We start from the raw sequence: 11594 nt of genomic DNA on the forward strand, positions 1-11594 counted from the left end.
CCCATCCCGCACACATCCTTTTAGTTGTTGAGCTCATTGTACTAAAAAAGTGGTTGTAAAGCTGTGTCCAGTATTTAGACTACCTCAAAATTAGGACGTAGAAGCTCCTTCTACGTCCTTATTGATTGAATATTGAGATAAACAACCTTCCGTGCTACACTTCAGTCACGAAAACGTTTAACTAAGAAAGGCAGGAACAAAAAAATGAGTAAACAAGTAGTCGTCATCACCGGAGCGGGCAGCGGATTGGGAGCGTCTTTGGCGCACCGGTATTCAGAATTAGGGTTTCATGTATGTTTAATCGGGAGAACCGAAAGCAAGCTGGTCGAAACCGCCCAGAAGCTGCCAAACAACAGCTATTCCATCCACCCATTGGATGTCTCTTCCAAAGAAGAAGTCACGAAAGTATTTCAAAAAATCAAAAATGAAGTTGGAGCCATCAATGTGTTGGTCAATAATGCCGGCACCGGGGTCTTTGACTTGGCGGAGAACCTGCCGGAAGATGCGGTACACAACATGATTGACATCAACCTCAAGGGCACCATTTTCTGTACCCAGGAAGTGCTTGCGGACATGAAAGAACGCAACGACGGCACCATCGTCAACGTGATTTCCACCGCTGGCCTGGAAGGAAAAGTCACCGAGTCCGTCTACTGTGCCAGCAAATTCGGTGCCCGTGGCTTCACCGAAAGCCTGCATGTGGAACTCAAAGACACCAACATACATGTCATCGGTGCCTACATGGGCGGCATGAAAACCGAATTCTGGAACGGCATCTACGACGAAAGCGAAACAGAAGGTTTGATGCATCCGGATGACGTCGCGGACATCATCATGGAAAACGTCAAACCGAGAAGAAACTTGAACGTAGACCAAGTGGTGATCAAGAATCACTGATAAATATTGACGCTCCTATCATGTATAGAAAAAGTGGCGCTGCCTATTTTCGGCAGCGCCACTTTTTTACTATCCTCTGTTTCCTAAATTCCCAAAAACAAACGCTCCGCCTTTGATTTCTATCAACTCGTTCAGGAATTCTTCCACTGAAAGTTCAACACTCACCTCGCTGTATTCTTCTTCGGTGAGAGATGCCACATCATCCAGCGTCACGATAAAGGGGGTAAAGTACCCTTCTTTTTCATACAACGAAACATCTACCGGCAGGACTTCGAAAGCATTCATCACCCGATGGCTCCCAGTCACCACTACAATTTCCCCCGCTTCTCCGTAAACATGAGCATCTGTCTCCCCCGTCACTTGGCGCGTCAAACGGAATATCCTGCCCTGCATCACTGGTTCGCCTTCTTTTATAGGATTCATGACCTTCTCCCTTTCTCATTATTTATCTTCTTAAATAAATACAAATCCCTTGAGTTTAAGGAATATATCTCCGCCCTCTGCGAAAGAGGTTGCGTGTTGAAAACAATTGGAACACCGCACTGTTTAACGCCAGTCCGAGTGCCAATGCGCCCGCCACTAAAAAAGTGTCGATGGCGTATTGCGCCCCGCTTGCGTTGTCGCCGCCCACAAAGGAGCGCATCATGTTGAAGGCCACTCCTCCAGGGACCAATGGAATCAGCCCCGGCATGATAAACAACGTGACCGGTGTTTTAAGCCTTCGAGAGAAAATTTGCCCGAACAACGCAATAAAGAAAGATGCTGCGATGGTGCTGATAAACAGATGGATGTCAAACACATGGATCATGACAAATGAAATCATCCACCCGACGGCTCCGGTCAGCCCGGAATAAAACAAATTGTTTTTCGGAATATCATAAATAATGCCGAATCCAAGTGACACGATCAATCCTGAAAGAAATTGAATCAAAAAATCTATCCAGTCCACACAGTTTCCCTCCTATACAATGGCCAGCACTCCTGCCACACCGATTCCGATGGCCGAAGCGGTTAAAAGGGCATCAGCCAAAATACTGAGTCCTGACACATAATCTCCTGCCATCAAATCGCGGATGCCATTGGTGATCGCTCTCCCCGGGACCAAAGTCATTACACTTGCCAGAATCATGATGTCCATATTGTCTCCTATTCCAACCGTCACCAATAATACCACCAACCAACCGATAATAAACGAAGAGGTCAATTCAGAGAAAAACTGCAGGTTAGTGAGATCATTGATTTGCTTAAAGAAAATGTAACCGAGACCGCCTGCCACTACCGCGCCTATCAAATCTATCCAGGTTCCCAAAAACATCAAGGCGAAAAATCCACTGAGAATCGCCCCAGCGAGGTAGCGCTCATACGGCTGATAAATCCGCTTTTGATTGGTGATGATTTTCAGTTGTGCCCGGGCTTCTGTCACCGTCAAGTTCCCCGCCGTGATTTGGCGCGACAGTTCGTTGGCTTCTTTCACTTTTCCCAAATTCGTGTCACGCGTAGGGACCCGCCAGAGACGGTTGTAGACGTCTCCGTCTTTTGTTTCCACATTCAAAATGATTGTGTTTGGCACACAATACACATGAATATTCAAATAGCCGTAGCTTTGTGCCACCCGGTAGACCGTGTCTTCCACGCGGTACGTCTCCGCCCCGTTTTCGAGCAGCAGTTTGCCGATTCCCATACTCAACGCAAGTGTATCCGATATGTAGCGTTCCATTAGTGTCCCTCCTTCCAACGAAATATCCTTTCCCCATCATAACAAAAAAGAAAAGGATAATCCCATTCATAGACAATTAAGTAGGTGACATGGATAAGGAGTATTCTCTTCTAAAGAAGAAAAACCAAAAACCGACACGAATTCCCTAAAAATTCGTGTCGGTTGATTTTTTATTGAAACGGATTATAGAATCGGCCGCCGTTCACATAGAACAAATACATTCCGATGAGAACGATTCCTACGACCAGTGCAAGGGCCGCGATGTCTTTTGACGCAAATGGGCGGTAACGATACCACGTTCGGTTTTTATTCCGGCCGAACCGCCGCAACTCCATCGCTTGGCTGACCACTTCAATCCGATTGAGGCTGTTGAAGATCAGCGGCATGATGATTTGAGCAGAGCGCGTGATCCGGTTCACCAGTGAAGTTTTCCGGCTCATTTCCAATCCGCGTGCTTGCTGAGCTTGCCTGATTTCAAAGAAACTGTCTTGGATATCCGGGATATACCGCAGCGCCAAAGATACAGCGTAACTGATGCGGTAAGAAACGCCGATTCGGTTCAAGCTCGATGCAAATTCACTTGGATCAGTTGTGAACACAAAAATCAACGCCAGCGGAATCGTAGAGAAGTACTTAATCGCTACGTTCAATTCATAAAACAATTGCTCCGCAGTGAGGGTATACCGTCCAATGCCTTCTGCCAGCACCGTACGGGATTCATACAGTTGCACTCCGTATTCCGGTTCAAACAAGTAAATCGTCAGCAAGTTCAATACGGAAAAAGCAAGGACGAAATAAATCAGTATGCGGATGTTTTTCCATGGAATCTGTGCCAGATAAAACAGATACAAACTGAAAATCATGACTCCAATCAAGAAACGTGTATCGTAGCTGGTCATCACAATCAACGAAAGCGCGATGAAGGCAATGAGCTTCGTCGAACCACTCAAACGGTGGATGACGGTGTCGTTCGCCACATAGCCGAACGTATTGGCTGGACTCATCTTGGCACCTCCCGATCATACTGCATGAACCGTGAAATAAAGTCTTTGGCCGGCATGGACGGCAACAACTTCCCAAGTTGATACAAACTGGTTTCTGCCAAATGGGCTGCCTGAATCAACTCCGGATTGGAAAAGACGGCGGACGGTTCTGTGTCTGCCAACAGCTTCCCTGCATCAAACACCAGCGTCCGATTGGTATACTCCTGCATCAAGTGCATGTCATGAGTAATCATCAAGATGGTCATGTCGTTTTCCACATTCAACTTCTGAATGAAGGCCATCATCTCGGTGTAATGCGCATAATCCTGTCCAGCCGTCGGTTCATCCAAAATCAAGATTTTCGGGTCCAACACTAAGATACTGGCAATCGTGACCCTTCTTTTTTGCCCGTAGCTCAATGCCGAGATGGGCCAGTTACGGAAAGGGTACAGACCACAAATACGGAGCGCTTCATATACCCGTTCCCGAATCTGGTCCTCTGGCCATCCCCGGTTCACCAATCCCAAAGCCACTTCATCATAAATCATGGTTTTTGAAATCATATGATTCGGGTTCTGCATGATGAAGCCGACATGATCCGCAATTTCTTTGATGGAAAGGCGGCTTGTCTCCTGGTTGTCTATGCGGATGTTTCCTGAAGTCGGTTGGACGAAGCCGCAAATCAGTTTGGCTAAAGTGGATTTGCCGGCGCCGTTGGTTCCGACGATGCTCACCATATCCCCGTTTTGAATGGAGAAAGAAATGTTCGACAGTGTTTTGGCCCCTGCAGATTCGGTGTAAGAAAAGTCGATATTCTCCACCTCCAGCACGGCGCCTTTTCCCTCTGGTTTTTCTGATTTAGGGATGCTCCTGGCCCATTCTTCTATCTGCACCAGCTGTCTGTCCGACAGAGAGACATCCATGAAATTCCCAAGTACGGGGAAAGAAGAAACATCCAATCCGGCATACTTCATTGCATTCAGGTACAACGGCTCCCGTACCCCTATTTCACTCAGCACGTTGCTTTTCAGCAACTTTGTCGGTGTCGTGTCGGCGACCAGACGCCCGTCATTAATCACCAATACCCGGTCCACATCGGCCAACAAAGCTTCTTCCAAGCGATGTTCCACGATAATGGTTGTGTACTGGTGCTGTTTGCTGATGGATTTGATGAGTTCCATCGTCTCGGCGCCGGCAGCCGGGTCCAAGTTGGCCAGAGGTTCATCCAGCAACAGGATTGGGATGTCATTCACCAATATGCCGCTGATGGAAACCCGTTGCTTTTGTCCGCCAGAAAGTTGATGCGGCATTCTTTCCAATAGGTGTTCGATTTCCAATCTCCGGCTCCATCCTTCCACCTTGGCACGCATCTCTGTTTGTTCCACACAATCATTTTCCAAAGCGAACGCGATGTCTTCTGCCACCGTCAGCCCGACAAACTGGCCGTCTGTGTCTTGAAGGACCGTTCCCACATCCAGCGACAAATCAAAAATCGAACTGGAATACACATCCCGGCCGTTGACCGTCACCGTTCCTTCCAATTTTCCGGGATGGGTGTTGGGAATCTGCCCGTTGATGCAGCGTGCGATAGTGGATTTCCCTGAGCCGCTCGGGCCGATGATCAAGATCGTTTCCCCGGGATGGACGTCAAAGTGAACATCGATTAAATTTTTCTCCGCTTGGCTGTCATACTGGAAATGAACATGATTGAATTGGATAATCGGCTGGAGGGTTTGTCGCTGTTTCATCATCGCTTATTCTTTCGACAAACTAGCAGTTTTGGTTCGTGTTTTCGTGTATGCCGCAATCAACAACGTACCCAATACCCCCACTGCCACAGAGTTCATTCCAGCCGATACGATGCCTTGGAAAAATACTTTGTTTGCCGGTTCAGAGTAGATGAGGATATCCAAAACAGGAGCCACAACCGCCCATGCGACCAGATTCGTCACCACTTGCCCGACGTTGAACACCACGATGTCTTTCTTGGAAAACTCGCCTGAACGTACACGCAGCCGTTTGCCGATCAAGCCGTAACCGAATCCAGTGACACCGGAAGACAATACCCAGCTCCACCACAAGCCATACGTCAATAAGTCCTTGATGGCGTGGCCGATGAGCCCGATCAACGCCCCGGCGACAGGGCCGAAAACGATGGACATCAATGCCAGAAATGGATAAGTGGTTTCAAAACTGGTGTTGGGAACTCCGGAAGGGATAGAAAGAAATCTTCCTAAAACAAAAAATACTGCCGCACCGATTCCCACGGCGACTAATGTGGTGATAGATGATGGTTTGTTGTTATTCATGAGTGCATTCTCCTTTTTCTACTTTTTTCACTTCGATTTGCCACTCGTTTCCAGTCCCGATCCCGTACACTTTCGAGAAATTCTGTTGGTTGATCGCGACCGCCAGACGGATAAGGGAGTTCGTATAAGCCACCGTTTCCCCCACAGGCACGTCTGCGAAGCTGTGCCCAAACAACAACTGGTTGTCGTAGTGTTTGATGCCATTATGGTAAATGCGCACGCTCAGTGTGTCGCCTGCTTGGATGCCGGCTTGCTTCACTAAATCGAGCGGGATATTCGTCCATAAAGATCCGAACCGGATATCCAAAATGTCGATGACACCGTGGATGACCCCCTCTTCCAGATGCGGCTCCGAAATGTCCAGCTGCACGACGGAATCCACCGGCACTTCTTTTTCCAATTGGTTGAAATACACTTCGTCGTCCGCGATCAATGCACCGTTGTAGACATAAACATCCCGGCCATGAAACGTATGGCTTTCCTCCGAATGTGGGAGCCGGTTCTTCTCTTCGTTGATTTCTTTCACAACTTCCAGTCCCACATATTTTGCCACATACGCCAATGTCCCATTATCCGGTGTGACGATGTATTGACCGGCGGATGTTTTCGCCACAATACTCCGACGGTTGCTGCCGACACCGGGATCGACCACGGAGACGAACACCGTTCCGGCAGGCCAATATTGTACGGTCTGGAACAACCGATATGACGCATCGTGAATGTTGTATGGTTGAATTTCGTGTGTCAAATGACTGATGGTCACTTCAGGCGCAACCGAATACGCCACCCCTTGCATGGCGGACACCGCTCCGTCCGCCAAACCAAAATCTGTCTGCAGCACCAAAAACTTGTTTTTCATAAACTTCCCCCACTAATGAATAGAATATAATGAATGATTCCGAGCTTCTTATGTACCCCTTCTTCAGTTTCTCATGGCATCCCCCCTTTTCTGACAAATAAAAAATCCTTGCACAAACAAATTGCGCAAGGACGGGAAAACAATGTTCACGTGGTGCCACCTTGGTTCGCAAGAGTGGACCACTCTCGCCTCATCCAGTGCGTTCGAGACCACGACACAGCCTCTACTGATACTGGGGCACTTAACGGGTGCGCCCGTATGCATCTTAGGTTCCACCTTCGATGCATCCACTCCAAGACCATCTTCCATCTGCATTTCACTGCCTCTTCTCACCAATCAAGGCTCTCTTTGAGTTTCCTGCATATGTACTCTTCTTTTCAACGTGTTTACTAATTTAATTCTCACTCGTTTTTAATTTTATAAAGGTGAATCTACTATAGCAATAGAAAATTTTTTTGTCAACATAGAAAAATCATCGTTGTGCCTATTCACTTTCTCATGTATGCGTCAAGGCGAAAGTGAACAGCAAGATTCCCAAAAACAATACTCCGTTTGCCGGGCGGCGGTTCTTTCTCAAAACAAAGGCGATCAACAACCAGAAGCCTCCCCAATTGATCAAGCCAAATCCGATGATGCCCAGAAGTTCAATGAAGACGCCGGCAATGAGGGCGAACACGGCCAAACTGGCGAAAAAGAATGCAGCAGTTCGAATGAGGATGTGGTTGATTTTCATTTCGGTGCCTCCTTTCCACATCGTTCAGTTTACAAGAGGTGCCTCAAATTTCCAACTCTCTCAGTTTCACTTTTTATTTGACAACATGAGAGTTAGGTGTTAAATTTAATTAAAATTTCATAAAACAAAGCGATGAAGAGAAGAGTAACTTGGGAGTTTTATCCGCAGAGAGCTTCGGGTGGTGAAAAGAAGCATAGAATGAACAAGCGAAGATGGTCTTGGAGCAGAAAATGCGAGGAGTGTTTTCCGATTTGTGTTCGATACCACACAGGAGTATGAACGATTCCTTGAATCGGTGTACTTTCAGAGGCGCACGTTGAGAGGCTTGCGCAAAATAGGGTGGTACCACGAAGAACCTTCGTCCCTGTATTCCAGTTAACCTGGAGTATAGCGACGAGGGTTTTTTCTTTACCCAAAAATCCATCGTCTTCAAGAAAAAGAGGGAAATTTACTTAAGGCCGCTTTGTTTCCAACCAACTTTTGAGAGGAGTTTTACCCATGACAAACAAACATTACCAATTTGAGACGTTGCAAATTCACGAAGGCCAACCCATTGACGAATATGGAGCGAGTGCGGTGCCGATTCACCAAACCGTTGCCTACAAATTTAAGGACACCGAGCAAGCTGCCGGACGCTTCGCCCTCACTGACCCCGGCAACATTTATACCCGCTTATCCAACCCAACCACCGCCGTAGTGGATCAACGCGTGGCTGCTTTGGAAAACGGAACGGCCGGCATCACGGTGGCATCCGGAGCGGCTGCGGTGACGTATGCCATTTTAAACGTGGCGGACAGCGGCGACGACATTGTGGCTGCCAGCACCTTGTACGGCGGGACAGTGAACCTCTTTAACACTACATTGGCCAAACTGGGCATCACCACCCACTACGTCGACCCGGATGAGCCGGCAAACTTTGAAGTTGCCATCACCGAAAACACCAAAGCCATCTTTATTGAGTCCATCGGCAACCCTGGCATCAATTTGATTGATGTTGAAAAAGTCGCGGAGATTGCACACAAACACAACATCATCTTAATTGTCGACAATACGTTTGCGACACCGTATCTGTTCCGGCCGATCAATCATGGTGCAGACGTGGTCGTGCATTCAGCGACCAAATTCCTCGGCGGACACGGCACAACAATGGGCGGCGTGATTGTGGAATCTGGGAACTTCAACTACAAAGCGAGCGGAAGATATCCTGGATTCACAGAACCGGATCCGCATTACAACGGTTTGGTGCTCGGTGATTTAGGCGAAGTGGCCTTCACCACAAAAATCCGTACGCAAATTTTACGTGACACCGGCGCTTCCATCAGTCCATTCAACTCCTTCTTGTTGGCGCAAGGAATCGAAACCTTGTCCTTGCGGATGGAACGGCATGTCGAAAATGCGCGCAAAGTGGTGAACTTTTTGAAAGACCACCCGCAAGTGGCATGGATCAATTACCCAGAACTCGACGACAGTCCGTACAAAGCGCTCGCAGACAAGTACTTCCCGAAAGGTGCCGGCTCTATCTTTACGTTCGGTATCAAAGGCGGCCGAGAAGCCGGATCCCGGTTCATCAACTCATTGGAGCTCTTTTCTCTTTTAGCGAACGTCGGCGATACCCGCTCCCTGGTCATCCACCCAGCCAGCACCACTCACTCGCAATTGAATGATGAAGAACTGGCTGCAGCTGGCGTCACCAATGATCAAGTCCGGTTGTCCATTGGCATTGAAAACAGCGACGATATCCTCGCCGACTTGGACCAGGCGCTTGCGCAGACCAAGGAGTTCAGTGAGGCAGGCACAACAACTGAAAAGGTGAGTTTTTCGTCTTAGCCCTCAATCAACACCCTCTATAAAACAAAACAAGGAAGAGACTATCCGCCGTAACAGGCGGAATCTCTTCCTTGCTTTAAATAATGGTTTAGCTAAACGCTGCGTCCAATGCGATTTCAATCATTTCATTGAAGCTTGTTTGTCGTTCTTCGCTCGTTGTTTCTTCGCCTGTGAGAATATGGTCGCTCACGGTCAACACACTTAATGTTTGAACACCGAACTTCGAGCCGAGATAATACAGTCTGGCCGTTTCCATTTCTACCGCCAACACGCCGTATCTCTGTAACTTCTCATTGCCGGCTGTGTCTTCCGAATAGAAAGAATCAGACGTGAATACATTTCCTACATGGACTTTTGTACCGTGTTCTCTGGCCGCATGAACCGTTTTTTCAATCAACTCATAGTTCCCGATCGGCGGAAAATGAATCGGCGAAAATTCTTTGTAAATCAGTGAGGAATCTGTCGCTGCGCTTTGCGCAACGATGACATCCCGCACTTGAATATGTTCCTGCATCGCTCCGCACGTTCCCACTCGGACAAGTTTTTTTGCTCCAAACTCTTGGATTAATTCTTGCGCATACAAGATGGCAGAAGGAACTCCCATCCCTGTTCCTTGCACGGAAACTCTTTTGCCTTTGTATGTTCCGGTGTACCCCAGCATGTTTCTTACCGTGTTGTAACAAGTGGCGTTTTCCAAGAAATTCTCTGCAATGTGCTTGGCACGCAACGGATCTCCCGGAAGCAAAACCGTTTCTGCGATGTCGCCTTTTTGTGCATTGATATGAATACTCACTTACATTCCTCCGTTTCTATATTATACAAAACCAGTGTATCACCTTACTCCAGCAAATGAAATTCTAGCTTGAAGGGCTGGTATTTTTGCATCTATGTCCAAATCTTCTAAAATCACCGGTTCGATTTGGTTGCAGTCCTGTTTCTACGTCCAAATCTCTTCCACTCCGGTCTTTGATTTCGTCCCAGCCTCCGTTCTACGACCAAATAGAAAAGCCCGAATCATTAAGATTCAGACTTTCCATATTCTATATCACTCTAAATCGAATCCGCTCATTCTCCTCAGCCGCATCCTCCAGGGTCCTGATGAGGGCTTCGCCGTATCTCCCTAAAAAATCCACCAGTTCAGATCTGTTGATCAATCGGATATCCAGTAGTTTGTCGTATGCCGTCAGCGCGTCATACAACGCATCCAAGTTCCATCCATAATAATCCGGCAAATCCAGCTGGGCATGCAGGTGGGCATGCAGCTGTTCTTTGTTTTGCATGAGCGCGCCGTCCAATGTCACTGTCCGCATGTTATTCCTCCCCATACAATAATGTGAAACTGTCGTAATGGTCGTCGGTGTAATAAATCAAGCCGTCGTTGGAATAGACGAGCCGTTCTTCGCCGCGGTACCCGCCGTCGTAATTCACATCCGCTTCGTAGTAGACCCTGCCCTCCGCTTCCGGAAGCAGGCCTTCCCGGTTGCCGAATCGGTCGCCGCCGATGATCAGTTGATCGGTGACTTCCCAGAGGTTCCCCTCACTTGCCTCCCAGCCCATTTCCCGAGCCTCGGATTTGGTGATGTAATTGTTCGGGAGTTTGCCGTAGGTGTGCAAATAGAGGGCGACCTCTTCGGGCGAGCTGTAATACCCGTCTTCGTCCAACGCTTCCGCTGTGTCGGTGGTTTCAACTGCCGGCGGGCTTTCTTCCAGTACGGATTCAAGCGGGCCGCATGCAGCAAATACGAAACCAAACAACACCACCAGCAGAGACAGTAGTCGTTTTTTCATTGTTTCTCTCCTTCTACATTGGTTGCTTTTCTTCCATTGTACTGGAATTCCTCTGCAAATGAAATTTTGGTGCCGGCGTTTGCGTCTCTTGTTCACCACTATTTTTGAAAACTATATGAACATTACCTTCTCCATATTTTATTATCGTGGATTGTATAATTAAGCGAGACAGAAAAAAGACATGTTATGATACACTCAAATTAACCTACCAAAGCTAAGGAGAGTGCACCATACATGTCGTACACCCATCTTACCAAAACAGAACTCATATTCATAGAAGAATACTTTGCCATTAATCTCAGTGGTCGCGAGATTGCTAAAAAGCTTAAGCGAGGTCATGAAGCAGTCTACAGAGTAATCAGGAAGTTGAAAACGGGTAAAACAGCGATCGATATTTATCTAGAATACAAAGAAAACAAACAAAAATGTGGACGTAAACCTATTCAACTTCCTCAAGGTGAAGTTGATTACATCAACGAGA

13 protein-coding genes, 1 pseudogene and 2 other annotated features are annotated in these 11594 nt (G+C 47.6%); of the genes and pseudogenes, 3 read left to right on the top strand and 11 right to left on the bottom strand.

The window, feature by feature from the left end:
* Positions 1-204 precede the first annotated feature (204 nt).
* Positions 205-897: an SDR family oxidoreductase gene (locus G470_RS0109665; protein WP_028274645.1), complete on the top strand. Its 693-nt coding sequence runs from the start codon at positions 205-207 to the stop codon at positions 895-897.
* Between the two features lie 69 nt (positions 898-966).
* Here the strand turns inward: G470_RS0109665 and G470_RS0109670 are convergent, their stop codons facing one another.
* The 8 genes from G470_RS0109670 to G470_RS0109710 all read right to left on the bottom strand — a co-directional run bounded on the left by G470_RS0109670 (position 967) and on the right by G470_RS0109710 (position 7498).
* Entirely contained in the window at positions 967-1320 is a 354-nt protein-coding gene (locus G470_RS0109670) for a hypothetical protein (RefSeq protein WP_028274646.1), read from the bottom strand.
* 55 nt (positions 1321-1375) lie between these two features.
* The gene (locus G470_RS0109675) at positions 1376-1846 is read right to left on the bottom strand and encodes a threonine/serine exporter family protein (RefSeq protein WP_028274647.1); all 471 of its coding nucleotides are present in this window, start codon (positions 1844-1846) and stop codon (positions 1376-1378) included.
* Positions 1847-1858: 12 nt separating this feature from the next.
* Entirely contained in the window at positions 1859-2614 is a 756-nt protein-coding gene (locus tag G470_RS0109680) for a threonine/serine exporter family protein (RefSeq protein ID WP_028274648.1), read from the bottom strand.
* Between the two features lie 170 nt (positions 2615-2784).
* Positions 2785-3618, bottom strand: a complete 834-nt coding sequence (locus G470_RS0109685; protein WP_028274649.1) for an energy-coupling factor transporter transmembrane component T family protein — start codon at positions 3616-3618, stop codon at positions 2785-2787.
* A complete protein-coding gene (locus tag G470_RS0109690; RefSeq protein WP_028274650.1) occupies positions 3615-5345 on the bottom strand; it encodes an ABC transporter ATP-binding protein in 1731 nt (576 codons plus the stop codon). Before G470_RS0109690 ends, G470_RS0109685 begins: the two co-directional genes overlap by 4 nt.
* Positions 5346-5351: 6 nt before the next feature.
* Positions 5352-5906, bottom strand: a complete 555-nt coding sequence (locus G470_RS0109695; protein WP_028274651.1) for an ECF-type riboflavin transporter substrate-binding protein — start codon at positions 5904-5906, stop codon at positions 5352-5354.
* The gene (locus G470_RS0109700; RefSeq protein ID WP_028274652.1) at positions 5899-6765 is read right to left on the bottom strand and encodes an SAM hydrolase/SAM-dependent halogenase family protein; all 867 of its coding nucleotides are present in this window, start codon (positions 6763-6765) and stop codon (positions 5899-5901) included. The genes G470_RS0109695 and G470_RS0109700 overlap by 8 nt, the downstream gene beginning before the upstream one ends.
* 124 nt (positions 6766-6889) lie before the next feature.
* Positions 6890-7155 (bottom strand) — a binding site (T-box leader).
* 106 nt (positions 7156-7261) lie between these two features.
* A complete protein-coding gene (locus tag G470_RS0109710) occupies positions 7262-7498 on the bottom strand; it encodes a hypothetical protein (protein ID WP_028274654.1) in 237 nt (78 codons plus the stop codon).
* 123 nt (positions 7499-7621) lie between these two features.
* Positions 7622-7867: a binding site (T-box leader), on the top strand.
* Positions 7868-7996: 129 nt separating this feature from the next.
* On the opposite strand from G470_RS0109710, the gene G470_RS13320 reads away from it, so the two are divergent.
* Complete coding sequence (locus G470_RS13320) at positions 7997-9325, top strand: O-acetylhomoserine aminocarboxypropyltransferase/cysteine synthase family protein (protein WP_051258536.1); 1329 nt, start codon at positions 7997-7999, stop codon at positions 9323-9325.
* Between the two features lie 88 nt (positions 9326-9413).
* Here the strand turns inward: G470_RS13320 and deoD are convergent, their stop codons facing one another.
* The 3 genes from deoD to G470_RS0109730 form a co-directional block, all read right to left on the bottom strand.
* Positions 9414-10118: a purine-nucleoside phosphorylase gene (deoD, locus tag G470_RS0109720; protein ID WP_028274655.1), complete on the bottom strand. Its 705-nt coding sequence runs from the start codon at positions 10116-10118 to the stop codon at positions 9414-9416.
* 247 nt (positions 10119-10365) lie between these two features.
* Positions 10366-10635 carry a barstar family protein gene (locus G470_RS0109725; RefSeq protein WP_028274656.1) on the bottom strand — a complete coding sequence of 90 codons (270 nt, stop codon included), beginning with the start codon at positions 10633-10635 and terminating at the stop codon, positions 10366-10368.
* Between the two features lies 1 nt (position 10636).
* Positions 10637-11113, bottom strand: coding sequence for a ribonuclease domain-containing protein (locus G470_RS0109730; RefSeq protein ID WP_028274657.1), 477 nt, complete (start codon positions 11111-11113; stop codon positions 10637-10639).
* Positions 11114-11347: 234 nt separating this feature from the next.
* On the opposite strand from G470_RS0109730, the pseudogene G470_RS0109735 reads away from it, so the two are divergent.
* Positions 11348-11594, top strand: a pseudogene (locus tag G470_RS0109735) (IS30 family transposase); the annotation flags it as partial.

Source organism: Atopococcus tabaci DSM 17538 (assembly GCF_000429585.1).
Classification (GTDB): Bacteria; Bacillota; Bacilli; order Lactobacillales; family Carnobacteriaceae_A; genus Atopococcus; species Atopococcus tabaci.

Bases quoted from the DNA above. Each gene is read 5' to 3' on its own strand.
- G470_RS0109665 (WP_028274645.1), top strand. From the start codon at position 205: ATGAGTAAACAAGTAGTCGTCATCACCGGAGCGGGCAGCGGATTGGGA.
- G470_RS0109670 (WP_028274646.1), bottom strand. From the start codon at position 1,320: ATGAATCCTATAAAAGAAGGCGAACCAGTGATGCAGGGCAGGATATTC.
- G470_RS0109680 (WP_028274648.1), bottom strand. From the start codon at position 2,614: ATGGAACGCTACATATCGGATACACTTGCGTTGAGTATGGGAATCGGC.
- G470_RS0109685 (WP_028274649.1), bottom strand. From the start codon at position 3,618: ATGAGTCCAGCCAATACGTTCGGCTATGTGGCGAACGACACCGTCATC.
- G470_RS0109690 (WP_028274650.1), bottom strand. From the start codon at position 5,345: ATGAAACAGCGACAAACCCTCCAGCCGATTATCCAATTCAATCATGTT.
- G470_RS0109695 (WP_028274651.1), bottom strand. From the start codon at position 5,906: ATGAATAACAACAAACCATCATCTATCACCACATTAGTCGCCGTGGGA.
- G470_RS0109700 (WP_028274652.1), bottom strand. From the start codon at position 6,765: ATGAAAAACAAGTTTTTGGTGCTGCAGACAGATTTTGGTTTGGCGGAC.
- G470_RS0109710 (WP_028274654.1), bottom strand. From the start codon at position 7,498: ATGAAAATCAACCACATCCTCATTCGAACTGCTGCATTCTTTTTCGCC.
- G470_RS13320 (WP_051258536.1), top strand. From the start codon at position 7,997: ATGACAAACAAACATTACCAATTTGAGACGTTGCAAATTCACGAAGGC.
- G470_RS0109725 (WP_028274656.1), bottom strand. From the start codon at position 10,635: ATGCGGACAGTGACATTGGACGGCGCGCTCATGCAAAACAAAGAACAG.
- G470_RS0109730 (WP_028274657.1), bottom strand. From the start codon at position 11,113: ATGAAAAAACGACTACTGTCTCTGCTGGTGGTGTTGTTTGGTTTCGTA.